Below are 24,301 nucleotides of genomic sequence, written 5' to 3'. Positions count from 1 at the left end.
GGAACCATCATGTCTGCTGCACCAAACATCATCGCTTTTCAGGGCGTCGAAGGCGCTTATTCACACCTATCCTGTCGTCGGGTTTTCCCGGAGATGGAAGCGTTTGCCTGTGAAACCTTTGTTGAAGCGATGTTTATGGTAGATCAGGGCAAAGCCAAACTGGCAATGATTCCGCTAGAAAACTCGACTGCAGGGCGGGTAGAAGAGATCTACCGCCTGATGCCTAAAAGCCAGTTACACATTATCGGCGAGCATTTTGAGCCGGTAAGCCACTGCCTGCTGGGAATAAAAGGCAGTTCACTAGAACAGCTTAAGACGGTCTCTTCACACCCTCAGGCACTAGCCCAGTGTGATGGACAGATCAAACAATTAGGCATCGAGCCTATTGCCGCCTTTGATACCGCAGGCTCAGCTTATGAATTGGCACAGAACCCGAGTCTGACCCACGGGGCTATCGCTTCAAGCCTGGCTGCTGAGCTTTACGATCTTGAAGTGCTCCAGGAAAACTTTCAGGATGTGACCGGAAACACCACCCGTTTTCTCATTCTTGCCAGTGAACAGGGTATTCCTGAGTACGAAGCCAACACCCCCTATATCACCTCACTAATGTTTACCGTGCGTAATATTCCAGCTGCGCTTTACAAAGCGATGGGCGGTTTTTCGACAAACGGTATCAATATGGTCAAACTGGAAAGCTATATGGGTAACGGTCTCACCAAAGGGGCGAGTTTTCATCTGGATGTCGAAGGCCATCCCAGTGACCGGATGATGCAGTACGCCCTCAAGGAGCTGGAGTTTTTCACCAAAGAGATGCGTAATCTGGGTACTTATAAAGCCCATGAATTCCGCGCTCAGAACAGACCGCTTCCTGAGTAGTCAATTTAAGTAATCGCTTAAAGGCGTAATTTAATTATTACGCCGATCTCCCATTGTTAACCCTCACCCAGGCCTGTCCTTGAAGCTCAGTAAACGATTACATCAGATTGAACAGATGGTCGCATCAGACTATGCCCATATCTGGGACTGCTGTTGTGACCATGGGTTTCTGGGCACCGCCCTGCTGTCCCGGCAATCCACCAGCCAGATCCATTTTGTTGATATCGTACCTGAACTGATGACAGAGCTTGACGGCAAGCTGCAGCGGCTTTATTCAGACTCAGCGACAAGCTGGAAGACACACTGTCTCGATGTCGCTAAGTTGCCGCTAGAACAATATGCTGGAAAACAGTTGATCATCATTGCCGGGGTGGGGGGTGACTTAATCGTCCAGTTTATTGAAGCTATTCACCAGAAACATCCTAACCTGAATATTGATTTCCTGCTCTGCCCGGTGCATCACCAGTTTACATTGCGTCAGAAACTGATCGATCTTGATTACAGTTTAAAAGATGAAAGTCTGATTGAAGAGAAGCAGCATTTCTACGAAGTCATTCTGGTTTCAACAGAAGCCAATGACAGCGAACCAGTTAGCCCTGTAGGGCATAAAATATGGCGATCCACGTCAATAGAACAGAGCCATGTTATTGAGAAATACCTGAATAAGAAACTTAATCACTACTACCGGATTCAGCAAGGCAAGAACGCTAATGTGGAACACATTATTGAGGCATATCGCGCGATAACGCTGTAATTCATTTATTTATCTATACCGCTAAACTGGCAGCCTTATCTACAGCGAAACGATCTTCTCAGTTACGTACGAACAAACAATCAATTGTTATTTTTTGGTTGATCGTGATCGATTCACCAAAATTCAGGCGTAGCTCTCATATAAAGAATTACATTTTCTTACAGGAATACGAAATAGTTACCTTCCAGTTATTACTGGACTGTTTTTTCCATTTTGTTTCGAAAGGGCCTACAGGCACCCATTTAGAACCACAGCTCGACTTTTTGTTTACTTTTTCCTTTGCCTTTTCATGAGCGATTCCTTGTGTTTTCCCATAACCAACTTGATAGCCCGTTTTAGCAGCAAGCAGAAGCCCTGGCGTCATGCAAAGCAATAAAACAAAAACCTTTTTCATATATAACCTACTTTTTATTTATCATTTTAGTTGTATCACAATGAGACTTCGCCAATTTGATAGAGACCCGCCACTTCATTTATGACTAATAATTTCATTAATAAAATAACCCATGCACGCCGGCCACACCACCAAAAACAGCAATCAAACTAATCGATAGCAAAACTATGTGCATGACTTGCACGAAGAGAAATGTTCGTTCATTGTTTTTTTCTGCTTGCTGATGAAACCATCGATGTAAAAACAGCGGTTCAAGTACAAACAATACAACCGTAAATATTGCCCATATCAGAATCATGATATGAATCCACCACTGCATAGATGCCCAGGCATCCATCGCATATAACATATAGAAACCGGACAACCCTGTAATGAGCGTTGTTAATTTGGCCTGAAAGCTAAACTTTCCTTCCAGTGTCTCAAAGAGACTTATTCGATTTTCAGGTGACTGAGAGCTTCTGATAGCGGGGATTAAAACGGTAGTCACGAAGGCAACACCGCCTATCCATAAGACAACAGCAATGACATGCAGCGCCCTGGCGATTGTTAAAAAATCATGCTCCATAACTGACTACTTCCATTTTCATAATGGGCCAGCTGACTGGCGCTTGTTGATTATTTTGTTAGAGATGCGAAGCTGCTTTGCAATCGCTGTATTTCGAAACATCTCTTCCACTTTTTTTGCCGATAGACGGTTAATACTATTGATCGTTAATCGATAGTGCTTCAACTTCTCCATGGGTTAAGCTGCGCCAATGGCCCACCTCTACATCCAGTTCGAGATCACCGATCTGCTGACGGTGCAGTGATTTAACTCTATTGCCGATAGCGGTAAACATACGCTTCACCTGATGAAAACGGCCTTCTGTCAGCGTTAGCAACACGTTATAGGAATCGATAATATCTAATTTAGCAGGCAACGTGAGCTTTGCTTCACCCTGTAGCAGAACGCCTTCGAGAAAACGCTGAGTCGCATCAGCCGATATTGGCCGAGACAGCAGCACTTTATACACTTTTTCACAGTTATTCTTAGGCGACGTCAGATTAAAAGACCAGTGCCCATCATCTGTGACCAGAACAAGACCGGTCGTATCCGCATCCAAACGCCCGGCAATGTGCAATTCAGACACTCTATCGATATCAAGAAGATTAAGTACCGACGGGTATTTCTCATCAACATTAGAGCAGATCATATCGGTCGGCTTATGCAGCACAAAATACCGCGACTTTCTGGGTGTTAATGTTTCACCATCAAGCGTCACACTATTGTTTTTATGTACTTGATAAGACGCCTCAATGGCAACAATACCGTTGACAGCAGCACGCTTATTTTCGATTAACGCTAATGCATCAGTCAGAGAGAACTCTGTGCTTTTACATATATATTTATCTAAACGCATAACATCATTCGGTACATGCCTGCTCTGTTTTACTTTCCATTTATCACGACTGAGCGCTTGATTACCTTTTTAGGGTGATGCCTGATTTTTCACAGACTACAAACGGCGTCTCTCAATCATACAAACAACGCCAATAAAACTTGACCCCATATCGCCAGGCAAAAGGCTTAAAGCTGTTTGCTTCAATATCGGTGGGGCCACCCAAGTTCAAGCATTTTTTGACTGCCTTTTTCTCAGCTTTATCGCGAGCTGTTTGAAAAGACTTATCGCTCAACTCGGTCACGCCATGCTTTTTCGCAGGGTCAGGCGAATCAAGTGGTTCCTGTATATCAACGCCTTCCTGAATGGCTGACTGAGTATTCACAGAGGAGCTTTTTCGTGGGCACTCGTAGTCAATACTTACGCTCGCATGATTAAAGTAGGCATTTGAGGTACTAGACTTAACTCGCGCATGCTGTTCGACAGTAATATCGATGTTAAGGAGTTTTTTGTAAAATTCTATTTTAGCCTTAGTGGAACCTGAATGACCAACGACCCCTGAACCACATATTTTGCGAGCTTCCTCAGACATCCTATCTAAAAACAAACCTCCCTGAGTACTCGAATCTGAAGTAATGAAAACGCCTACTGGGCCACCAATTATCTTCCTATGCGTATAGGTATAACGCTTTGGTTTAGATGCTTCCTGCTTGGCTTTTTCTTCCGCGCAATACAAATCAGTCCTGCAACAATAGTACACATTGGCGCTTTTTCGCCCCTTAAGCACAGACGCATAAGCTTCATACTGCTCATCGCGTATAATAAACTCACCACCTTTATCAGCACAGAAGGTTTTAATTTCTCGTTTTGCCGAGTTGAGTGCATCTTCATAAGACACGGGACTTATGGCAATTTTTGAACGATGCAATGGACCCTGCCCATAGCCTCCAAATGACTCTGCATAGGTGGCCGATAAGCCCAAAGCCATCAAAAAAAACAACCAAAGGTAAAACATAAACCAGTTGCTAGTGATCTTAATCTAAGCATCATCCACCTCAGCGTTAAGCATTGTGCATGACAGCACCTCTGCCGACCTTAAATCCATCCGGCCTTCCTCATCAAAGCGAGTGTATTGCATTAACAAGGTACCATCCATGAGATTCAAATCGACCTCGCTAAAGCCATACGAATCGTCCATTTTTGAATCGTTTTCTGACTTGAAGTGTTTAATTTTGAAGCGAATACGCTCAGCAGATATATCGGAGAAACACGTAGATATAGGGTTCGTACCAGTGCACATATTAGAGATCACACCACCATATTGTGAATAAGCGAATAAAGGTGGCTGATCAATGCTCTTTTCTACTTCAACTAAATACTGAGCGGAAGCTTTCATCTCATAGCGCAGTAAATCGCCTTTAGGCTTAAACCATTCAACCAATCGTGGGCCACCAACGCACTCCATCTTTAGAATGGTTGGATTCGACGGAGAAATTATCCCCCCAAACCAATCTGAATAGTGCATATAGCCATAGTAGAGCGCATAGCCGAAAACCGTGAGTAATAACCCATAAGTGATCTTTTTAAACAGGGATGAAAAAACACCTGGTATGGCGTCTGACGTATCTTTGATTACTTTACCACCATAACCTTCTTCAACTTGAGCGACAGCATGCTGGTATCGTTCCAGTTCTTCTTCTACTTGTTTTTTAGAAAGGCTTGATCCTTCCAATGCCCCTCTAAGCTGAGCGGAAAGGCTATTGTATATTTCAATTCTATCGCGGTGATTCTCCGCGCCTGATTGAGTGAGGGTGTCACTAATAATCTTTATGTGATTGGTCATCGTGGGTAAACCCAATACATGAATATGGCCTTCAACAACGTACTGCAATTAGCTTATCAGAAATTATGACTACTCTGGCGCATAAGCACCATCAAAAGAGCTTTCCACTAACTGTACGGTGACATCTGCAGGTGCATTAAACTGTCTATTTAAATGCTATGAGCTTCAACAAAGTATGAATTTTTATTAAAGTCCCATGCTATTTCATGGCTCATGTAGTGCTCAATAAAACTGACATTAATCTCTTGAATCGGATAGCAGTCAAACATTGGGTCTTCACTATTGGGCTCGTTTAGCTCCGCTTGAAAGCTGACCAGATCAAATGAAGCTAAATCATACTCAGCGGTTAACTCTTCGGTCTCTTCACTGTATTCAGCAATATAGCGTCTAACATTGAAAGTAGTATCTATCATAGGGTTACCATATAAATTTATCTCAACACATACACCTCACACAAAAGCCCAAATACATGTCTAGATCTGCTTTGTTATGAGCTATTTACCACCGGCCAAATCTATAAACGCGCCTGTAACATAGGAAGCATCATCAGACAGCAGCCATGTTATCGCATTAGCGACTTCGTCTGGTGTTCCACCACGTTGCAAGGGGATTTGAGGCGCTAAACGCTTAACCCGATCGGGCTCTCCACCATCAGCGTGCATCTGAGTATGAATAAAACCCGGCCTTACTGCATTAACGCGAATGCCTTTTGATGCTACTTCTAACGAAAGCCCTTTGGTTAGCGAATCCATTGCACCTTTAGAAGCAGCATAATCGATGTACTCAAACGGAGCACCCGTTCGAGAAACGACAGATGAGACATTGACGATAGCCCCTTCTGATTTCGTTCGCTTAATCAGCTCTCGAGAACAAAGAAAGCAACTTGTCACATTAGACACCATGACTTTATTAAATCGCTCAACATCCATATCTACAAGGTTGGATTGTGGAAGTAAAACCCCTGCGTTATTAACTAAGTGAGTGACAGAACCAAATGCTCTTTCAGTCGCATCAAATAACGCGACAACGTCACTTTCAATCGACACATCCGCTTTGAAGGCGACCGCTTTCCCGCCTATCAGGGTAAGATCGCTCACTACCTCATTAGCACTTTCGGAATTTGAGCGATAATTAACACAAACCAGGTAACCCTTAGACGCTAACAGTTTTGACGTAGCCGCTCCGATACCCCGACCGCCACCCGTTACGATCACCACTTTACTCATGTCTATTTTCCTTATCGCTGTCCCTTATCACAGAGAACGCCTCAAGCACTGGCCTGGCCTTGCTGGTCCGAAGGCTTTAGCCTGTTATAGCATTGTGGACAATACGCCCCTAAGTTAGAAGCCTCACGCAATGATTAACAGGCTATTCAGCCTTCTTCACTGGCCTGTCTTCCAGCAGAAATTCAATCAAGGCCCTAAGGGCTGGATTCATTAAGCGGTTGGCTGGGAAAACCAGTGAAACCGATGACGCCTCCAGCTCGAACTCGTTCAAGATAGGCAGCAGTTCTCCTGAATCCAAATAGGCTTGCATCAAAAATGTCGGCAGATAAGCGATACCGTGACCATCAGCGGCAAACTTAGCCGCCACTTCACCATCATTGGCTTGAACAAATGGTTTCACTACGATGTTTTGCTCAACGCCGTTTTCACGAAATCGCCAGCGTCCCGGTTGTCGGTTAGAGCTATCGAGAATACATTGATGTTGATTCAGCTCTTTAGGGTGTGTGGGCACGCCAAAACGCTGGATATAATTGGGGCTGGCGACAAAGTTCACCTTTATTGATGAGTAATGCCGAGCGATCAGGTTAGAGTCAGGCAGTTCGCCTATTCTAATACTCAGATCTACCCCTTCTTCGACCATATTGACGAAACGATTTAAAAACAGCCACGAGATACGTATATCGGGGTGGCGCTTAATAAACTCACTGGTACTCTGTAAATAGCCTAACGAAGCGGAGCCCTGCGGAGCAGTGATACTCAGGTGCCCTGCGACACGTTGCTGCCTTGCATCGGCAATATCTTCCAGGCCATCAATACGCGCAAGAATATCCCTGAACTGTTCAAGATAATATTCCCCCTCACCGGTTAAGTGCATCGCTCGGGTGGTTCGATAAAGAAGCTGAGATGAAAAATGTGCTTCTAAGTCCGAAACATGCTTACTCACCGCAGAGGCAACAATATTTAGCTCGCGGGAGGCCTCCGTAAAGCTCTCTTTCTCCGCCACCATGACAAAGGTACGGATCGCTTTCAGTAGATCTATTTTTCTCATATGGAGAATAATGTTTTCATTTTTAAGTTATTTATCAAATATACGCTACCAATTATAGTTATTCCAACTTAAACAACAGACAAGTTAGGAATCAATCATGAAAATTTTACTAGTAGGCGCATCTGGAACTATTGGCAAAGCGGTAAAAACAGCGCTTTCAAAAGACAATAACATCATTACTGCGAATTACTCAGGAGGCGATGTGCAAGTTGACCTCGGCAGCCCTGAATCTATACGGGCTATGTTTACCAATGTTGGGGCAGTTGACGCGATCATCTCTACTGCAGGCGTCGCTAACTTTGGCGCATTTGAGGAATTAACAGAGGCTGATTATGAGTTAGCGCTGCAGAATAAGCTGATGGGGCAAATAAACCTGATCCGATTCGGCCTGGCTTCAGTCAATACCGGCGGTTCAATTACCTTAACCTCGGGGATTTTGTCTCGTCAGCCGTTACCGGGTAGCTCAGTAATCAGCATGGCCAATGGTGCTTTAGAAAGCTACGTGAAAGCAGCCGTTTTGGAACTTCGTTCTGCACGATTGAATGTTGTAGCACCCGCCTTTGTTAAGGAAACCATGGTGATGATGGGGATGGATACCGATGGTGGCTTGTCCGCTGCCGATACGGCCAAAGCCTATGTCAGCGCAGTGACGGGGAATATGACAGGCCAAACACTAGATGCCCCGGACTTTGTCTAACACTTGAAAACACAATGTTAAAAGCAGCGGACCAAACAGCTATTGTTGGTATCCGCTGCTAACTTATTATGTTGTTAACTGATTTCAGTGAGAAACTGTTTTGCCAGCCCTTGCGCGCTTGTACGATACTGTTTTCCAGTATTGCTCCATTCATAGCAATACCAACAAATACGTTCTGCGATTGAACCATCAGAGGGTTCACCGAGCTTTTCTTGTAGCGATAATATCTGCGCGCCTATATCGACTAACTCTGCCATTGTTTTGTCAGTCTGTAATTTCAACTGTTTAAACGAATGATAACCCGTCACACAGAAGGCTAACTCATTATGTCCGACAGCCGCCTGCTCCAGATGCGGAACCAAACGTTCCTTTAACTCTAACTCGAGATCATCCAGCTTTGAATATAATTTTGCTTTAGAAACCATTTGAGGCACTCATTAGACGTTTGACGCTATCAGCCGGTATCGAAAAGCGGGAACGATACATCGTTGTACACCCTCTGGCTGGACCTGTTATCTTTTTATGCCCTGTCTATGATGCAGTTGCATACTACCCAGGAGAGCATAGATATTTATTATTCAATAATTGCATCTACTCTTTCTACATATGTATCTTCAGAAAGGTTGTATTTATTACCAAAGTAGAGTTCTGTTCTACCTTTTTCGTGGGCAATCAAATTGCAGGTGATTCCTCCGAAAATGACACCGGGTTCACGAAAAGGAATAAAGCTTCTAGATTTAATGCAGTCAACACTTGCTATTTCTGGCGAGGAAGAGACGGCCCAAGGAAAATACCCCCATCGCCCAGGAAAACCATTCCCAATGGCTAAAAGTTCCACAATGTCTCCTTTCTTTATATGTAACACCGAGATGTCATTATTATTTTCAACGAGATTTAAGTAACTATGTCTAGTGCCAGAGCAGCCCTGAAGAAGAATTGATATCAAAAATAGGTAAGTGACGTGCTTCATATCTTGTCCTAGTTATGTCATCTAGCCATCCGCTACAATTTGTTGCGAATCCGATTGCTAATATTTGGTAACTTCATTTAGTTATGTGTTTTTCAGAGTAATTAATACAACGATTCTTTTCATTTTCAGGAATAAAAATCTGAGTAATTATCTTGCTTTTATCAAAATAAATGCTCGGACAATTAGGTACATACATCCAATAGTCCATCTCACTCAAGTCCAGAAACCAACCATGCTCTAATTTTAATTTACTGTCTTGGATTTTATAGCCATACGTATTGGAATACGGCATACCATTACTAACTGAAGTTAGAGTTTCCCCAAAAACATGCCATTGTTCAGTACTACCTAAGTAACTCAACTTTTTAGTAAAAGTAGACAGTTCTATTTCAGAAAAGCTCTTAAGTGTTTGCGAGGTTATATATAAATCTCGATTACCAGAAGCTATTGAAGTAGAAATTGTCGCAATATATAAAAATATGATAATGAACGCTTTCATTTAAAAAGCCTCTATAATTGATTGATGAAAAGCCAACATCTCCATAATTTGAGGCTTATAGAGCAACGTACAGCAGTAAATAGATGGCCTTGTTATGCATCCTGGTACTTATTCCGAAACTTAATACAACAAGGTCATAATACCCTAAGAAACTCTTTAGGTCGTAATAACCACTTAGCATGGTAATCCTCCCTTTAAACGGGTGCTAAAAGTAGAAATTAAGTAGCAGAAAGCCCCTCACGGGGCTTTTTTGTTTCAGATTTGTTTAAATAACCGAAAAGAAGATTCGCTAACGAATCCGATAGGATATCGGGCAACTTATCTATCAGCTATAAAACACCTCGCTCATGGGGAAAGTCAAAATCAAGTTCAGGCCCCAGCGGTACTATCTGAGTGGGGTTGATCATATGATGGCTGCCGTAGTAATGCTGCTTGATATGTACCATATCAACCGTCTCAGCTATCCCTTCGATTTGATACAGTTCACGGATATAGCCAGATATATTGGGGTATTCACGCAGCTGTTTAAGGTTACATTTAAAGTGGCCATGATAGACCGCATCGAAACGAATCAGCGTGGTGAACAGCCTCCAGTCGGCTTCGGTCAAAACGGCCCCGGTCAGATAGCGCTGCTGAGACAGAATAGCTTCTATCCGCTCAAGACTGCTAAACAGCGCTTTAACATTATGCTCATAGGCTTCCTGTGTGGTAGCAAAGCCTGCCCTGTAAACACCGTTATTTACGCTGTCATAGATCCAGCTATTCAACTCTTCGATCTCATCACGAAGGGGTTGCGGCCAATAATCAGACCGATTACCGGTCAGGTCATCAAAGGCAGAGTTAAACATGCGGATTATTTCTGAGGACTCATTGCTGACAATCGTCTGTTGCTGTTTGTCCCACAGCACCGGCACAGTAACCCGACCGGTATAATTCGAGTTGGCACGACTATAGATTTGGTGCATAAAGTCAGCAGCATAAAGCTCATCGCCCGTAGAGCCCGTTTCAGTATCAAAGCTCCAACCCTGCTCCAACATATCAGGGCTCACCACTGAAACAGTAATCAAATCTTCCAGCCCCTTCAGCTTCCTGAAAATAAGGGTTCTGTGCGCCCAGGGGCAAGCCAGAGAAACATACAGATGATAGCGACTGGGCTCAGCTTTAAAACCACCCTCACCGGTAAGGCCAGGATTGCCATCCTTGGTTAACCAATGACGAAAACCGGCCTGCTCGCGGACAAACTCACCTTTAGCATTTTTCGTTTCGTACCATTGATCATGCCATTTGCCTTCAATTAACAGTCCCATCGTTGAATCCTCTATGCTTGCTATTCTATGGCTCCATATTAATTTCTATTTATTAGATTAAAAATCGCCTAATTACGAATCTAACATTCTAATAATTAGAACCATATTCATCGCAACATCCGTGCAGTAACGCTGCCAGACGCTTTATACCCGGGCCTACACAGTCCTGACGGGCATAATACAGCTGCAACATCATGCTGCGGCTCCCCCCCGTTTGTAGTGGAATAGGTTGTAGTTCACCCCGTTCCAGCGATTTCCTTATGAGAGTCACAGGTAGCCAGGCAAAGCCCATCCCCCGACTGATCATTTCCGCTGCTGTGCTGATATTACTGACGGTCCAGCGCTGATCAGCTTTTAACCAGCCGGAATCTATATTCTTTTCAAGCGCCGAGTCGCGGGTCACCAGCTGGCGAAAATTGGTCAGATCATCGATCACTAATGGCTCGGCCTCACTGCAACTGCTAAACAATAGGTGTTTCGGCGATGCTACAGCGAGAAAGTCCACCGCAAACAGAGGTTCCGCCAGAAAGTGGGAGACTCCAGCACCGGCGATTGCCAGATCTACCCGCCCCTGAATTAGCGCTTCAGATGCACCGGAAAGCACCGTTTCATAGAGTTGAATCCGGGTATTAGGATATTCATTAGCGAACTGCTCAAGTACCTGGCTGATATACTCTGGCGGAAAGGTCTGATCGACAGCGATGGAGATCTCTGGCTCAACCCCTACATGCAAACTGGCCGCTAACGAGTCAATATTAGCAGCAGACTCCAACAGCTGTTCGGCCCGTTGTAACAGCAAACGCCCGGCATCGGTCAGATGAGCCTTTCGCCCTTTGACTTCCAGCAACTGGACATCCAACAACGACTCCATTTTCTGAATCGCATGGTGAATACTCGACTGACTCTTATGCACTGCTTCGGCTGCATGGGCAAAACCACCATGCTCCACTACGGCTTTTAACATTCGCCACTGCTCTAGGGTGACCTTCATCGCAAGTCCTTTCTATAAAATAGAATATAAAACCCGATTTATACCGATTTTTATTTCGAATTATAAGAATACTATAACCCCTATAGAGAATTGAACCCGAAGAAGATCAGCTACGACTAGTTAACATAGCCGCAGGGAGAACACATATGAGTATTCAGATTATTCCAAGCCGCCCATCTTCTGATGGTGCTGGCGTAAAAATTCAGCGTGTACACGGTTTCCAAAATAACGGACTCGACCCTTTCCTGATGCTGGATGAAATCCGCTCAGACAACCCTGATGATTATGGTGCAGGCTTTCCCGCTCACCCACACCGGGGAATCGAAACCCTGACCTACATACGTCATGGTGGATTCGAACATCAGGACCACTTGGGTAATAAAGGTGGAGTACAGAGCGGTGAAGCCCAGTGGATGTCTGCAGGCAGGGGGATTATTCACTCGGAGATGCCATTACAGAAAGATGGCTTAATGCACGGTTTTCAATTGTGGCTAAACCTACCCGCCAGCGAGAAGATGAAAGACCCGGACTGGCAGGATATAGGTCGCGATCAGCTTCCATGGCATTCACTAGAGAATAGCGAATTGAAAGTAATCGGTGGCGAATTCACCTTCGATAAAGAAACATTTAGCGGGCCATTACAACAGCTGCCCGGGCAAGCAGCTGTTGCTGATATTTGTCTAAACCCAGGTGCCGAAGCTCGTCTGGAACAGTCAGAGGAGTGCACACTGCTACTCTATGTTTACGAAGGAAAGCTGAGTGTAAACGGGCAAACAGTGGGCGCCCAACAGATGATAAAAGTTACCTCAGAATCAGCGCTGGAGATCAGTTCTGAAACCGGTAGCGGTGCACTGTTACTGAGCGGTATTCCTCTACAAGAGCGGGTTGCCCACTACGGCCCGTTTGTGATGAATACACAGGCCGAGATAGATCAGGCTATCCAGGATTATCAACAAGGTACGCTGACGGATTAGTTGAAGGCCCCTCTCATTAGAGAGGGGTTGTTCCTGCATAAGCAACGCCTGAAAGATACGCCATATCCCGATTCCAGGTTGCCAGATCTCCCATATCGAACTGACTCAGATGACTATGCCCGCACGCTCTGGCCATCACCTGCATCAGATGTACTGATCCGGTCATAAAGTTAGCTAGCTGAGCGGCTGACTTATCTACATTCAACCGCTGACGCAGATCTGCTTTTTGGGTTGCTATACCAGCAGGGCAGTTATTGGTATTACAGATACGAGCGGCCACACAGCCGATCGACTGCATTGCGCTATTAGCCACCGCTATACCATCGGCGCCCAGTGCCATCGCTTTTATAAAATCACTGGGGACCCTCAGTCCGCCGGTAATAATCAAAGTGACCCGTCCGCTGGCTCCATTGGTATTCAGACAACGTCTGGCACGCGCTAACGCCGGTATCGTCGGCACACTGATATGATCTCGGAAGAGCAGTGGTGCAGCCCCCGTACCGCCGCCACGACCATCAAGAATGATATAGTCTGCCCCCGCTTTCACGGCGAACTCAACATCTCTCTCTATATGATTTGCACTAAGTTTGAAACCAATCGGAATACCCCCGCTGATCTCCCGCACCCGATCGGCGAAGCGGGCATAATCGGCAACATTATCCAGATCACTAAAGGTTGGAGGAGACACCGCATCTTGCCCTTCAGGAATACCCCGAACCTGAGAGATTTTACCCACGTTTTTACTCGCAGGCAGGTGGCCACCGGTACCGGTTTTCGCTCCCTGCCCGCCTTTGAAATGAAAGGCCTGCACCCGGGTTAATAACTCTTCCCGGTAACCAAATTTAGCACTAGCCAGTTCGTAGAAATACCGGGAGTTTGCCAGCTGTTCTTCGGGTAACATGCCTCCCTCACCGGAACAGATACCCGTACCGGCTAATTCAGCACCTTTCGCTAGCGCAGTTTTAGCCTCCTCTGAAAGTGCTCCAAAGCTCATATCCGACACAAACAGGGGAATATCCAGTTCTAACGGTTTCCTGGCCTCAGGACCTATCACCAATGAGGTGCCTACCGGCACGGTTTCCTGTAACGGTTTACGGGCCATCTGAGCCACCATCACCTGAATATCATCCCAGGCTGGCAACTGGTTACGTGGAACCCCCATAGCCCCCATTGGACCATGAGAACCGATTCCTTTTATTCCGTCCTGTGCCAGCTGGTGAATAAATTCGACAGTGGACTCCTCTGCCGTATTTACCGCAGCTGGAGCCTGATTATCACTAGTAATAATACCGGGCCCTTCATGGCCAACAACGGTTGCATCAAACTGCTTATGAGTACCATCGCAGTATGGGGAGTTTGCCGTATGCTTACACGCACAGAGCCAGACATCTCCGGTTGTTTCTGCTTTAAATGCTTTAGGAGTGAATCCTGTCCCAGCATGCGATCCATCGCAAAAAGGTTGCTTAGATGAACGGCCACAGGTGCAGAAGTAAGACTCTTCTCCCTGACTCAAACTTACTTTAACAGGCTTATTATCAGCAACCACAGGCTTTGCAGACATAACTCACTCCTTCAAAATATCCAGTGAATTAAGCTTAGCAGTCGATTTAAAAAAAGAGCTAAAAAAGTACAATCAGATTCCGTCAGCGATCAGTTTGATCCCAACGATCAGAAGCATTATCAAAATAATACGATAGAACAACTTATCATCCAGCATCTTGTGGATAATCAGGCCTATACGGATACCGACCCAAGCTAAGGGAGCCAGCACCAGACCGATTAAAAGATTATCAGTATTGATCTGCCCCAACGCTCCATAGGCCACCAGCTTAAGCAGATTAACAATGGCAAGAAACACAACCGCCGTACCGAGGAATTGCTCCCGGGGCAGTTTCATCGGAATCAAATAGAAGTTCATGGGCGGGCCACCGGCGTGAGCAATAAAACTGGTGAAGCCTGCAACAGAACTGGATAGATAGCCGACAAACGGCGAGCCTCCTTCACCTGATTTTGCGCCATTGAATAAACCCCAAAGGGCAAAGCAGATCGACAGCCCCCCCAACAATAGCCGCAATATATCGTCATCAAGATAATCGAATAGCAGATACCCGGTAAAAATCCCCAGCATCGCTCCGGGTACCATTATCTTTAGCAGGTCATTTCGTTTATGCGTCCACCAGGCACGAACGCTAAAATAATCCATCAGAATCAGTAACGGCAACATTATCGCTGCCGCCTGGACCGGTCCGATATAGAGAGACATCAGTGGTACACTGATCACCCCGACTCCTCCGGCAAAACCCGACTTGGAAATACCGGTTATTAACACGCCAAAACCGGCCAAAACCGGCCAAAAGCCAGAATGACAAACTAAAAGAGCTGAGCAGATCCACAGATATTTCCCCCTAAAAATCAGCATATTACTCTGATAACAATACCGTTAAAACTAACGGCCATGTTTACAGTACGGTGCTGACAAGGTAAAAAAGAGATCAACAGTCTCCATTTGCGAACCTTCATGATCAGAATAAAACGTGCTTCAGACCGGGGATATGCCCATTTCGGCTGGCTTGAATCCCGACATGTTTTCTCATTTGGCAGCTATTTCGATCCAGACTGGATGGGAATATCTGAATTACGAGTGGCGAATGAAGACTTGTTACAGCCTGGCGCGGCGATAGATCCCAGCAAACATCAGGATATGGAAGTTATATCTGTCATTCTTGATGGCAAGAACCTGCATACCGACTCTCTGGGTAATCGCAAACTACTGCAAGGCAGAAGCCTACAATTACTGAGCACTGGCACAGGGGCTGAATTCACCGAGCAAAACGCTTCTCTGGAGAGCAGCCTGAAAATGCTTCAATTTTGGGTTATTCCGCAAAAAACCGGTAATACCCCCCGCTATCAATCCCGCAAACTTCTCAGCCGAGAAGGCATTCAACTGATTATTTCACCAGACGGTCGCGAAGATTCACTACAGATTGAACAAAACGTGGAGATGCATCAGTTCCGCTTACACCATACCAGTTGTGGCTTACCAGCATCAGAGAACGGCTTTCTCTACCTTGTGAGGGGAGAGCTTGAAATTAACGGTAGCGTTCTGGAAGCGGGCGATACAATACTGTTTGAAGATGAACCTTTGATATCACTTCGGGGGATCAATAAAGCGGAAGGGTTCTATTTCGCGCTTCCCTAAGCCTCACTCTTATCCATAATAAATCGACCTAACAGCCATTTTTCCCCTGTCAATAACCCGATTTAGCCCTACCTTTATCTATTTTATTTTGCAGTGCACAAAAAAATTAGCTATATTGAGTTTGCACTTTGCTTTTTGAGCCACCAATTTGGCTTATTTCGACCCGGCGCCCGCCGGGTCTTTTTTTATTTGCACTGCAACAAAACAGCTTAAAAAAACGTAATAATTACTTATAAAAAGCTACTGTATAGGGCTTTTACTGAATTCCAAAGCCAGCTGTTGAAGGTTATTAACGACTTTATCAGGCTTTAGATCCCAGGGATCAAACACCGCTCCAGCGCTACGCTTAATCCAGGCGGCATTCAATCCAGCATGCTTTGCCCCCATAACATCCCAGGCATTACTAGAAATCAGCCAGCTATTTTCAGCCCGGCTATCTGTGCGCTTAAGTAGATGAAGATAAACCGCCGGATCAGGTTTGTATCTGGAGACTTCATCAACACTTATTACATCATCTAACAGTTCCAGAACACCCGCGTTATCCAATAAATCTTTAACTTTAACCGCCGGACCGTTGGAAAAAGCCACACACTGATGTCCCTGTGCTCTGAGTGACTCAATACCGGGCACTACATCCGAATACGCTTGTAATAACTGGTACTGAGCCAACAAAAATCGCTGTTGCTCCGCCGTTAGCGACAGTTCGAGTACTTCCATCGCGTAATTCAAAGCTTGAAGGGTACACACTCCAAAGGGTTCATATCGGCCCATTAACCCCCTTCGAAAAGCATACTCAACCTGCTTTTCACGCCAGAGTTTAGACAACTGTTCGGCTTTCTCTCCTACCATCAGCTGCAGATGTCTACTCATTTCCAGAGGGTCTACCAAAGTACCGTACACATCAAAAGCGATCGTCTGGCTCTGCATATTAACCCTCCTGGGGTTCTTTCATTATTTAAGCGTGTGACCAAGAGCCATCCACCAATAACTAGATAAGTTACTCGATCACTATGACTTCTGACGGTATGAAACTCAAGATAAGCAGACTTAAAAAAGGAGTTAAACAAACAAATATAATAGAAGCGGGCAATATACGAAGAATAAAGAAAGCCCCGCGCTAGCGGGGCTACATGTGTCATACATAGTATTCTTTCATCTACCCCAACCGATTGGGGCTATATCCACTCTGACATTGCAGAGTAACTTTATCTTAGTACACAAGCACCTGACACAACTTGAAAAGTTTTTATCTCATACTCAACTTATGTGCGATTTTTTCTCTTAACGCCACTGGATGGAATGGCTTCCCGTGGATTATCAGGCCACGGATGCTTAGGGTAGCGTCCTTTCATATCCTTCTGCACATCCCGGTAACTATTGGCCCAAAAACTGGCCAGATCCTGAGTGACTGCCAACGGCCTGCGCGCTGGCGATAGCAGATGTATTTTCAGCGCTACCTTGTAACCAATCACAGGCGTGTCTACCGAACCAAACATCTCCTGAAGCTTAACCGCCAGCACCGGCGGAAACTCACTGTAATTAATCGCAGCCGTATGCCCTGATGGTAGCTTAAGTCGGGGCGGTGCAAGTTTCCCTAACTCATTCGGCAAAGGCCATTCGAGTAAAGCCTGCAAAATGGCAAACAAATCCAAACGACTAAAGTGATTTATATGATTAACCGGATCAAGATATGGCGATAACCACTGCTCCAGCCCCTTCAAGAGGCACTTATCGGAAAGATCTGGCCAGGGACCATCTAGCGGTTGCGACGAATGCAGAAACATAACCCGTTGCCGCCAGCGTTCAATCTCATCATTCCAGGGCAAAATCTGTAACCCCTGTTTGCGGATCAGATTGATAAGAATCTGGTTTTTCTCAGGTAGCGGAATCTCCTTCAACTCGTCGCGGCTGATAACCAATACCCCGATACGACGCTGCAACTCGCAACACATACGTCCCTGTTGCCTGTCCCATTCAACCACTTTCTGTTGTTGTAGCAATCCTGACAGTGCCGTATCGAACAGTTTTTCGGGTAGAGGAGTTGCTAAAAACACTTTATCTGTAGTTTGTCCCTGCGTTCCGCCGCAGTTTGCTACTGCTAACCAATCATGTTTAATCAGGGAGTCAGTTTCTGCCAGACGTACAGCACGACCACCACTCAGCTGATAATCCCCTGCTCCCGCTCTGCGACGGGAAGCGATTCGATCCGGATATGCCTGAGCAATCAGTAGCGCTGACAGCTCAGCGGTTGATAGTTTTATTGGTTGCGGTGAAACGTTACTCAGGATTTTTTTACAGCTTCTTCGATATTGCTGACTCAGTTGACGAATGCGCTGCAACATCGATTTTTGAGATGAAGAGCATGGAATATCTCCCCTCAGCCAGCTTAATCGCCGTTCAAAATCTGCATCACCCGTTAGTGGATCCCGCTCACTGAGCAAAGCGGCAATATCACAGGCTAGTTCACCACAGCCCTTCTCCCAACCGACTAACAGCAGATGTGCCAATCGGGGGTGCAATGGCAATCGTGCCATCACATCTCCGGCAGAGGTCAGCTGCAGGCTGTTATCGACAGACTGAAGTGCACCCAGCCGTATCAGCAGGTCACGCGCCTGGCTAAGCGCCGCATCAGGCGGCGGATTTAACCATCGCAGTTCTGCGGTATCTTCCACTCCCCAACGGGCCAGTTGCAGTGCCAGCGACGTTAGGTCAGTGGACATAATCTCCGGTGTTGCATGCTGGGAAAGCTGCGCCTGCTGACTCTCAGACCAGAGACGATAACAGCTACCGGGCTCCATTCGGCCCGCTCGTCCGGCACGTTGAATACTGGCTGCCCGAGAGACTTTACAGGTATGCAGCCGAGTCATACCGCTGGCCGGATCAAGCCTGGCTTCCCGGCTTAATCCAGCATCTATTACCACTCGAATACCTTCTATCGTCAGGCTGGTTTCTGCAATATTGGTTGCCAACACCACCTTCCTTTGCCCTTCCGATGCAGGCTGTATCGCTCTCTGCTGCTCTTGAATGCTCAGGTCACCGTAGAGAGGTGTCAGGACAACCCCTGTCTCTATTTGATTACTGAGGTTTCTCGCAACATTACGAATTTCTCTTTGCCCCGGTAAGAAGACCAACAAGCTACCGGACTCCTCGTCCAGCGCCTGCATGACGGCCTGAGCCACCCACTCCTCCAATCGCTGATTTCGCCCCTGAGCCCCTAAATAACGGATATCCACCGGATAGCTTCGTCCTTTACTACTCACCAGAGGGGCTTGAGGTAATAATTGATCTATCACCCGTTGATCCAGCGTAGCAGACATCAACAGTAGCTTAAGGGGTTGCTCATCCCGGAACAGTTCCCGCCCCTGTAAGGTTAGCGCCAAACCAAAATCGGCATCCAGACTACGTTCATGAAACTCATCAAAAATAACCAGACCATACCCATCCAGACTGGGGTCATCCTGAAGCATACGGGTAAGAATACCTTCGGTAACCACTTCAAGCCGTGTCTGCGGCCCTACTTTAGAGTCCATGCGTACCCGGTAGCCGACAGTGTCACCCACCGATTCACCGAGCTGACTGGCTAAACGCCCAGCAGCCATCCGTGCTGCCAGCCGCCGGGGCTCAAGCATAAGGATTTTTTGTCCAACCAGTAATGGGTGTTGAAGTAGCTCCAAAGGAACCAAAGTCGTCTTACCAGCCCCGGGAGGTGCTTCAAGCACAACCTCATCGCTTTCAGTAAGCGCAGTACGAAGGTGTTCCAGAACGTCTGTAACAGGGAGTACATTCATGGATAGTGATGGTCCGAGTGTGAGCACAAATAGGACCAGTATTCTAACAGGTGATATACATTTTACAGAACAAAACACCGCTCAGATCGGGCAGCTTAGATTACGGTATCCAACAGACTCTCCACCCCCCAGGCAAGAGAATCTTAATCATTGTTCAAGAGCGTTGGATTAATCGTCGAACTCGACATCATCCGAGCCATGTTCGTGTTGGGGTTCGTGTTCTGGTTCTTCATGAGCATCCTCAGCTTCGCTGGCTTTAACTGAAGCTAATTCACTAAGTCGCTCTGTATTTACTTTCAGGCTCTCCTGGTCTGCTTCACTCATCTCCTTAAAGCGCTGATCATGAGAAATAAATTCAGCAATCAGACTAAAGGTAAATTCCGCAGCATACTCGATATGTTGTTCGGTCCGGCTAATTTGATTCAGTAGCTGTTCTCTGAACGGTTCAACCGCTCGTTCAGAGCTTGGCTCAGCCCTTTCGCCCATCGACTGAATTTCACGGTATTTTTCAATCGCACGATACTCTATCGACTGTTCCATCGAGACATCCAGCTCTGCCAGCTGTCTAGTATCAAAACTCAGATCTCCCACCTGTTGCATCGCTGTTTGTATATCACCATTAAAGAAGTTACTCGCCAGTGATGAAAGGTCCTGAACCAGAGCAGCGATCGCATCAATCTCTTCAACATCAAGATTTCCTTCAACAGAAAAACCGAACTCACTGCTCTGCTCCTTATCAATACTGTAACGTTGATGTTCACGTCCATGACCGCTACGCAGATCATAATCAGATTTATAGCTAGTTTCGCTATTAAAGGTAATCTCAACCTGATCCCCATCCCGGGTAGTAAGGTTTATTGAAAAGCTATCATCACGGCTAAAACGTTCAGATAAGGAATATGACTGACGAGCAGGGGCTACCCCATTAGGCCTGTTTTCAACCGAACGATCAGAAGACGGCGCGCCTTCAAGATGGCGACTTTGATTATCAGACTGATGAACCAAACCAGGGTTAAAAAAGAAAGGTGATGAGCTCAATGGGTTAAACATAGCCAGACCCGAATTTTAGTATTGATTAAATTCGTTATCGCCAGCCAGTTGAAATTCTAAAGTGAAATAAATTCATAAACTGGTTATCAAACACATAGCGGGCCAGACACTGGCCTTGTTAGAAAAGATCAATCTGATCGAGCCAGACCTGTTCTTCCTGATCTATATACACTTGCTCCAGTAAACCAGCGGCCCAATCTTCTTTTACCGACAAGTGCTGCAGCAATGCTATAGATATTATTTTAACGGGTGCCAGATCACTCCACATGGTCGAAGCCAAAAAGTGCCAGTAACTAGGCTCAATTGTCCGCGGTTTATCCAGCTGACCCGTGCAGGTTTCACACAGCATAAGGCATTGATCGTAATTAGGATCACTTTCGATAGGCGGAACTTCGTAAACGGTTAGCTTAACTCCATGGGCCTCACAAAGTTCGCATTTTGATCCACAACGACGAATCAAATCCTTACCAAATTGCGACAAACCATGGTGTCGTTCCTGATGCTTAGCATGGCCTTTTGACATAGGAGTATTCCTTTCAAATCAAACGAGTAAGAACAGATATAACCATAGGCCTAAAGCCGAAAAAAGTTAAGGAACAGATATGATTTTTCACGAAAAAAAAGCGGCCATCACAGGCCGCTCTTGTACTTCCACCAGGGGAAACCTGCCTATCCATAGCGTTTATTAACAAACTCCTTCACGCCGCAAGTGGATGATCGTGAAAAACATGGCTACTCTCAATCAAGGCTTTAGGACAGTGTTGGCGTACCTGTTTATAAACCTCAGGCAGTTGTTCTACAGCCACATCCACTATCACTAAAACTTGTCCGGCTTCTATCGCATGCTGGTATTTTTCCAGGCCGGAGTTAAGCGTACTCTCTCCTATCGCCTTACCAATCAAACCGCCAAAAGCGGCACCCATCATAATTATTACTAATAAACTAATGATGCCAAACTCAACATTAAAAAATATTGAACCATAAACGGTTAAGCCCAGTACCAGCCCCATCACACCGCCTGCAACAATTCCCCAGTTAAAATCATTTTCAACTTCAGAAGTTTCCATATCTGTTGCTTCGTGAAGATGGGCCTTTTGTAACCCTTCATGATCATTAGCAACCAGATGCATCACTTCGTCATTAATATTCAGTTCCCGTAGCTCAGCCACCACTGCTTCAGCATGAGACAGATCTGGCGTAAGAAAAGTTAATCGTCTCATTTCACACCTCCCGGTCCGCAGACCGTTTTGAATATGAAAAGTATAGTTCAACAATAATAAGACAATAAAAAAAATCCGCACGCGGCGGGATTTTATTGATAATCTATATCGCTAACGCTTAGCTATTATCAATAGTGAAATCATCAGCATCCATCCATGCAGGAAACGATTCTTTAAACTGGCTCAGTTCAACTAAAGAAAGTGTTGCAGTATCACAGAAAGGAATATCCGGATTGTGGTCTATCAGAAGGTCTCCTTTGAAGTCCACCAGCATACTATCTCCGCTGTACTTATGACCGTTAGCATCAGTACCAACCCGGTTTACCCCAGCAACATAACATAGATTTTCAATCGCCCGGGCTTGCAACAACTTACGCCAGGGCTGCCGACGCGGTGCGGGCCAGTTAGCAACATACAGAGCCAGATCATAGTCATTACTGTTTCTTGAAAATACCGGAAAACGCAGGTCATAACAGACCTGTAACAAGATTTTCCAACCCCGATATTCAACGACTACTCGTTTGTCACCTGGCTGGTAACGTTCATGTTCCCCTGCCATACGAAAAAGATGGCGTTTGTCATAACAGACCTGACTGCCATCAGGATAAGTAAAAACCATCCGGTTGAAATAACGTCCACCTTCCGTAATCGCTAAACTACCACTGATGGCGACACCCCGCTGTTTAGCTTGTTCTTGTAGCCATAGACAGCTCTCTCCACCCATCGGTTCTGCAGCCGTCCGGCTATCCATCGTGAAGCCGGTCGAAAACATTTCCGGTAGTAATACCAAATCAGTATTACCCGCATTCTGATCCATCAATTGCGCGTACATGGCTCTATTTTCTGCCGGATTCTGCCACTTCATATCCGGCTGAATCAGAGTAACCCTCAGATCTTGCATAACTTCTCCGCAGCCTGTTTCAGCGTTTCATCATCTTTTGCAAAACAGAAACGTACCAATCGCTGCTCCGGTGCAGACTCATAGAAAACAGATACCGGTATTGCAGCTACTCCTATCTCAGTCGTCAGCCAGCGAGCAAAAGTCAGATCATCCATCTCTGGCGCAATTTCCGAATAATCCATCAACTGAAAATAGGTCCCCTCGGATGGAATACAACTAAAGCGACTGGTTTTCATCAGCTCACAGAAGAGATCCCGCTTCTGTCGATAAAATGTTGGGAGTTCCAGGTAATGTTCCGGGTAGTCATTGATAAAATCAGTCAACGCCAATTGAATAGGATGCACTGTACAAAAGGTTAAATACTGGTGTAGCTTGCGAAACTCTACAGAAAGAACGTTTGGCGCAATACAGTAACCCACTTTCCAGCCTGTCGTATGGTAAGTTTTACCAAATGACGAAACGACAAAGGCACGTTTAGCCAGCGCGGGCCGCCTCAATACACTTTGATGCGGTCCCTTAAAACAGATATGTTCGTAAACCTCATCACTCAGCAAAAGGATATTAGTTCCCTTTACCAGCATTTCTAACTGATCTAGGTCACCCTCACTGAGTACAGCACCTGTCGGGTTATGTGGACTGTTTAAGATAATCATCCGTGTTTTAGGACTAATCGCTTGCGCTACTTGTAGCCAGTCGATAGAAAAATCTGGCTGCCTGAGAGTGAGATGTACCGCTTTACCGCCGTTCAACTCAATTGCCGGTTCATAACTGTCATAAGCAGGATCGAACACGATCACCTCGTCGCCAGCACAAACCACTGCACCAATCGCTGCAAACAGTGCTTCAGTCGCTCCCGAAGTCACCGTGATCTCCGACTCAGGATCTACCTCGGCGCCATAAAGTTTTGCCACTTTCATAGCGATCGCATTTCGCAGCCCAGCAACGCCCGTCATCGGTGCATATTGATTAAAGCCGTTTTCCAGGTAATAGGTCACCCGGTCCAGCAGAGCCAGAGGGGCTTCAAAATCGGGGAAACCCTGAGAAAGGTTAATCGCACCATGCTCTGTCGCCAACTGCGACATTTCAGTAAAGATAGTAGTGGTAACTTTTGGCAATTTACTCGCTGGGTATCGCATTAATCTGTTAATCCTCTATCAGCTGATCGGAATCCGACAGCATTAAAGA

27 protein-coding genes are annotated in these 24,301 nt (G+C 45.8%); 5 read left to right on the top strand and 22 right to left on the bottom strand.

The genetic code is table 11. From position 1 onward, the window contains the following. The first annotated feature begins 9 nt into the window (after positions 1–9). Positions 10–876, top strand: a complete 867-nt coding sequence (locus tag AMJAP_RS05340) for a prephenate dehydratase (RefSeq protein ID WP_019622043.1) — start codon at positions 10–12, stop codon at positions 874–876. Positions 877–955: 79 nt separating this feature from the next. Further along, positions 956–1,630, top strand: a complete 675-nt coding sequence (locus AMJAP_RS05335; RefSeq protein ID WP_019622042.1) for a tRNA (adenine(22)-N(1))-methyltransferase — start codon at positions 956–958, stop codon at positions 1,628–1,630. A 148-nt stretch (positions 1,631–1,778) separates the two neighbouring features. Here AMJAP_RS05335 and AMJAP_RS05330 read toward each other — a convergent pair whose 3' ends face one another. From AMJAP_RS05330 to AMJAP_RS05295, 8 genes are all read right to left on the bottom strand, one after another. Next, complete coding sequence (locus AMJAP_RS05330; protein WP_019622041.1) at positions 1,779–2,024, bottom strand: hypothetical protein; 246 nt, start codon at positions 2,022–2,024, stop codon at positions 1,779–1,781. Between the two features lie 97 nt (positions 2,025–2,121). Continuing rightward, positions 2,122–2,589 (bottom strand): hypothetical protein, encoded by a 468-nt coding sequence (locus AMJAP_RS05325; RefSeq protein ID WP_019622040.1) that lies wholly within the window; start codon positions 2,587–2,589, stop codon positions 2,122–2,124. A gap of 136 nt (positions 2,590–2,725) precedes the next feature. Continuing rightward, positions 2,726–3,424 carry a pseudouridine synthase gene (locus tag AMJAP_RS05320; protein ID WP_019622039.1) on the bottom strand — a complete coding sequence of 233 codons (699 nt, stop codon included), beginning with the start codon at positions 3,422–3,424 and terminating at the stop codon, positions 2,726–2,728. A 112-nt stretch (positions 3,425–3,536) separates the two neighbouring features. Then, positions 3,537–4,418 carry a hypothetical protein gene (locus AMJAP_RS05315; protein ID WP_201356411.1) on the bottom strand — a complete coding sequence of 294 codons (882 nt, stop codon included), beginning with the start codon at positions 4,416–4,418 and terminating at the stop codon, positions 3,537–3,539. A 24-nt stretch (positions 4,419–4,442) separates the two neighbouring features. Beyond that, entirely contained in the window at positions 4,443–5,246 is an 804-nt protein-coding gene (locus AMJAP_RS05310; protein ID WP_019622037.1) for a hypothetical protein, read from the bottom strand. Positions 5,247–5,395: 149 nt separating this feature from the next. Then, the gene (locus AMJAP_RS05305) at positions 5,396–5,659 is read right to left on the bottom strand and encodes a DUF7683 domain-containing protein (RefSeq protein WP_019622036.1); all 264 of its coding nucleotides are present in this window, start codon (positions 5,657–5,659) and stop codon (positions 5,396–5,398) included. An 81-nt stretch (positions 5,660–5,740) separates the two neighbouring features. Continuing rightward, positions 5,741–6,472, bottom strand: a complete 732-nt coding sequence (locus tag AMJAP_RS05300) for an SDR family oxidoreductase (protein WP_019622035.1) — start codon at positions 6,470–6,472, stop codon at positions 5,741–5,743. Positions 6,473–6,614: 142 nt separating this feature from the next. Continuing rightward, positions 6,615–7,520, bottom strand: coding sequence for a LysR family transcriptional regulator (locus AMJAP_RS05295; RefSeq protein WP_019622034.1), 906 nt, complete (start codon positions 7,518–7,520; stop codon positions 6,615–6,617). A 97-nt stretch (positions 7,521–7,617) separates the two neighbouring features. Here AMJAP_RS05295 and AMJAP_RS05290 point away from each other — a divergent pair, with 97 nt between their 5' ends. Beyond that, positions 7,618–8,217: a short chain dehydrogenase gene (locus tag AMJAP_RS05290; RefSeq protein WP_019622033.1), complete on the top strand. Its 600-nt coding sequence runs from the start codon at positions 7,618–7,620 to the stop codon at positions 8,215–8,217. Positions 8,218–8,291: 74 nt separating this feature from the next. Here AMJAP_RS05290 and AMJAP_RS05285 read toward each other — a convergent pair whose 3' ends face one another. From AMJAP_RS05285 to AMJAP_RS05265, 5 genes are all read right to left on the bottom strand, one after another. Further along, entirely contained in the window at positions 8,292–8,642 is a 351-nt protein-coding gene (locus AMJAP_RS05285; RefSeq protein ID WP_019622032.1) for a hypothetical protein, read from the bottom strand. A 149-nt stretch (positions 8,643–8,791) separates the two neighbouring features. Continuing rightward, positions 8,792–9,055 carry a hypothetical protein gene (locus AMJAP_RS05280; protein ID WP_156815204.1) on the bottom strand — a complete coding sequence of 88 codons (264 nt, stop codon included), beginning with the start codon at positions 9,053–9,055 and terminating at the stop codon, positions 8,792–8,794. A gap of 205 nt (positions 9,056–9,260) precedes the next feature. Beyond that, a complete protein-coding gene (locus AMJAP_RS05275) occupies positions 9,261–9,686 on the bottom strand; it encodes a hypothetical protein (RefSeq protein WP_019622030.1) in 426 nt (141 codons plus the stop codon). A 329-nt stretch (positions 9,687–10,015) separates the two neighbouring features. Next, positions 10,016–10,993 (bottom strand): glutathione S-transferase family protein, encoded by a 978-nt coding sequence (locus AMJAP_RS05270; protein WP_019622029.1) that lies wholly within the window; start codon positions 10,991–10,993, stop codon positions 10,016–10,018. A gap of 88 nt (positions 10,994–11,081) precedes the next feature. After that, positions 11,082–11,984: a LysR family transcriptional regulator gene (locus AMJAP_RS05265; protein WP_019622028.1), complete on the bottom strand. Its 903-nt coding sequence runs from the start codon at positions 11,982–11,984 to the stop codon at positions 11,082–11,084. A 146-nt stretch (positions 11,985–12,130) separates the two neighbouring features. Here AMJAP_RS05265 and AMJAP_RS05260 point away from each other — a divergent pair, with 146 nt between their 5' ends. Continuing rightward, positions 12,131–12,958, top strand: coding sequence for a pirin family protein (locus tag AMJAP_RS05260; RefSeq protein WP_019622027.1), 828 nt, complete (start codon positions 12,131–12,133; stop codon positions 12,956–12,958). A gap of 16 nt (positions 12,959–12,974) precedes the next feature. Here the strand turns inward: AMJAP_RS05260 and AMJAP_RS05255 are convergent, their stop codons facing one another. Continuing rightward, complete coding sequence (locus tag AMJAP_RS05255) at positions 12,975–14,519, bottom strand: glutamate synthase-related protein (RefSeq protein ID WP_019622026.1); 1,545 nt, start codon at positions 14,517–14,519, stop codon at positions 12,975–12,977. A gap of 72 nt (positions 14,520–14,591) precedes the next feature. Continuing rightward, positions 14,592–15,377, bottom strand: a complete 786-nt coding sequence (locus tag AMJAP_RS05250; protein ID WP_019622025.1) for a sulfite exporter TauE/SafE family protein — start codon at positions 15,375–15,377, stop codon at positions 14,592–14,594. 99 nt (positions 15,378–15,476) lie between these two features. On the opposite strand from AMJAP_RS05250, the gene AMJAP_RS05245 reads away from it, so the two are divergent. After that, positions 15,477–16,157, top strand: a complete 681-nt coding sequence (locus AMJAP_RS05245; RefSeq protein WP_019622024.1) for a pirin family protein — start codon at positions 15,477–15,479, stop codon at positions 16,155–16,157. 240 nt (positions 16,158–16,397) lie between these two features. Here AMJAP_RS05245 and AMJAP_RS05240 read toward each other — a convergent pair whose 3' ends face one another. The 7 genes from AMJAP_RS05240 to AMJAP_RS05210 form a co-directional block, all read right to left on the bottom strand. Next, complete coding sequence (locus AMJAP_RS05240) at positions 16,398–17,084, bottom strand: haloacid dehalogenase type II (RefSeq protein ID WP_019622023.1); 687 nt, start codon at positions 17,082–17,084, stop codon at positions 16,398–16,400. Between the two features lie 335 nt (positions 17,085–17,419). Continuing rightward, positions 17,420–19,972, bottom strand: coding sequence for an ATP-dependent helicase HrpB (hrpB, locus tag AMJAP_RS05235; RefSeq protein WP_315972438.1), 2,553 nt, complete (start codon positions 19,970–19,972; stop codon positions 17,420–17,422). 141 nt (positions 19,973–20,113) lie between these two features. Further along, positions 20,114–20,995, bottom strand: a complete 882-nt coding sequence (locus AMJAP_RS05230) for a hypothetical protein (RefSeq protein WP_019622021.1) — start codon at positions 20,993–20,995, stop codon at positions 20,114–20,116. 118 nt (positions 20,996–21,113) lie between these two features. Beyond that, positions 21,114–21,518 (bottom strand): hypothetical protein, encoded by a 405-nt coding sequence (locus AMJAP_RS05225; RefSeq protein WP_019622020.1) that lies wholly within the window; start codon positions 21,516–21,518, stop codon positions 21,114–21,116. Between the two features lie 175 nt (positions 21,519–21,693). Beyond that, on the bottom strand, positions 21,694–22,215 hold the full coding sequence (locus tag AMJAP_RS05220) for a hypothetical protein (RefSeq protein WP_019622019.1): 522 nt from the start codon (positions 22,213–22,215) through the stop codon (positions 21,694–21,696). Between the two features lie 118 nt (positions 22,216–22,333). Then, on the bottom strand, positions 22,334–23,116 hold the full coding sequence (locus AMJAP_RS05215) for an amidohydrolase (protein ID WP_019622018.1): 783 nt from the start codon (positions 23,114–23,116) through the stop codon (positions 22,334–22,336). After that, positions 23,104–24,252, bottom strand: coding sequence for a pyridoxal phosphate-dependent aminotransferase (locus AMJAP_RS05210; protein WP_019622017.1), 1,149 nt, complete (start codon positions 24,250–24,252; stop codon positions 23,104–23,106). Before AMJAP_RS05210 ends, AMJAP_RS05215 begins: the two co-directional genes overlap by 13 nt. Positions 24,253–24,301: the final 49 nt, after the last annotated feature.

The organism is Amphritea japonica ATCC BAA-1530 (assembly GCF_016592435.1).
GTDB classification, from domain to species: Bacteria; Pseudomonadota; Gammaproteobacteria; order Pseudomonadales; family Balneatricaceae; genus Amphritea; species Amphritea japonica.
This window is presented reverse-complemented; position numbering and strand designations above follow the sequence as displayed.